Annotated in this window: 1 protein-coding gene; it reads left to right on the top strand. The window is 69.3% G+C overall.

The features are described from left to right. Positions 1 to 76 precede the first annotated feature (76 nt). Positions 77 to 1,543 (top strand): glutamate synthase subunit beta, encoded by a 1,467-nt coding sequence (locus tag AC2VNT_RS12140; protein WP_486947098.1) that lies wholly within the window; start codon positions 77 to 79, stop codon positions 1,541 to 1,543. Positions 1,544 to 1,807: the final 264 nt, after the last annotated feature.

Here is a 1,807-nt window from a genome sequence, read left to right as displayed (position 1 = left end):
AAGCGGGTGCTCGCCGCGATCGCCGACGCGGAGGCGTCCGGCGTCGACCCGAACGAGGCGATCATGGAGGCGGCACATGGCTGACCCGAGGGGCTTCCTGAAGTTCACCAAGCGGATCCTGCCGGACCGGCGGCCGGTCGAAGAGCGGCTGCACGACTGGCAAGAGGTGTATCAGGAGTTCACCGAGGACACCCTGCGCGAGCAGGCGACCCGGTGCATGGACTGCGGTGTTCCGTTCTGCCACAACGGATGTCCGCTGGGTAACCTGATCCCGGAGTGGAACGACCTGGTGCGCACCGGTCGGTGGCGCGAGGCGTTCGATCGGCTGCACGCCACCAACAACTTCCCGGATTTCACCGGCCGGCTCTGCCCCGCGCCGTGCGAGCCGGCCTGCGTGCTGGGCATCAACCAGCCGCCGGTGACGATCAAGCAGATCGAGTACGAGATCATCGAGCGGGCCTTCCGGGAAGGCTGGGTGCAACCGGTCAAGCCGGAGAAGCTGACCGGCAAGTCGGTCGCGGTGGTGGGGTCCGGGCCGGCCGGGCTGGCCGCCGCCCAGCAGCTCACCCGGGCCGGACACACGGTGACGGTGTTCGAGCGGGACGACCGGATCGGGGGCCTGCTGCGGTACGGGATCCCGGAGTTCAAGATGGAGAAGCGCTTCATCGATCGCCGGCTGGTGCAGATGGAGGCCGAGGGCACCATCTTCCGCGCCGGCGTGAACGTCGGGGTGGACATCACCGCCGCGCAGCTGCGCGCCGACTTCGACGCGGTGGTGCTGGCCGGCGGGGCGACCGCGTGGCGTGATCTGCCGGTCCCGGGCCGCGAGCTGGACGGGATCCATCAGGCGATGGAGTACCTGCCGTGGGCGAACCGGGTGCAGGCCGGCGATGACGTGCTCGGCCCGGACGGGGAGCCGCCGATCACCGCCAAGGGCAAGAAGGTGGTCATCATCGGCGGTGGCGACACCGGCGCGGACTGCCTGGGCACCGTGCACCGGCAGGGCGGCACCCTGGTGCACCAGTTCGAGATCATGCCGAGGCCACCGGAGAACCGCGACCCGTCCACCCCGTGGCCGATGTACCCGCTGGTCATGCGGACCAGCGCCGCCCACGAGGAAGGCGGCGACCGGGTGTTCTCGGTCAACACCGAGGAGTTCGTCGGTCGCGACGGGCGGGTCAGCGGGCTGCGGGCCCACGAGGTGCGGCGCAGGCACGGCACGTTCGAGAAGGTCGACGGCACCGACTTCGAGATGGAAGCCGACCTGGTCTTGCTGGCGATGGGCTTCGTCGGGCCGGAGCGGCCGGGACTGCTGACCGACCTGGGCGTGGAGTTCACCGGGCGGGGCAATGTCGCGCGGGACGGCGAGTTCGCCACCACGGTTCCCGGGGTGTATGTCGCCGGCGACATGGGCCGCGGCCAGTCGCTGATCGTCTGGGCGATCGCCGAAGGCCGGGCTGCGGCCGCCGGGGTGGACAAGTATCTGATGGGGGAGACCGCGTTGCCGTCGCCGGTCAAACCGACGACGGTGGCGATCCACTAAACCCCGTCGATCACTCTGGCATGTTCTAAAACGTCCGCCCCGCCGGACGGCGTGCCGGAATGTATTTGCTCGTCGTCGGGTGTCTAATGATCGGTTGTCGGGACGACGCCAGCGGGACGGTAACCGGACCGGACTCGGCCCGGCACCGCGGGAGGTGGGCGCATGTATCTCGACTTTCGCGGTTATGCGGCGGCTGCGGCGCAGGCCAGTTCGTAGTCTCGGTATTTGTGGGGGTCGGGTTGAGCTGGGCCAACGCCGGTAATT

This window comes from Mycobacterium sp. TH-M15, from assembly GCF_057473705.1.
The sequence above is the reverse complement of the archived record's forward strand: the minus strand, read 5'-3'. Positions and strand labels throughout refer to the sequence as shown.

Coding starts and splice junctions, on each gene's coding strand:
- AC2VNT_RS12140 (WP_486947098.1), top strand. CDS start 77: ATGGCTGACCCGAGGGGCTTCCTGAAGTTCACCAAGCGGATCCTGCCG.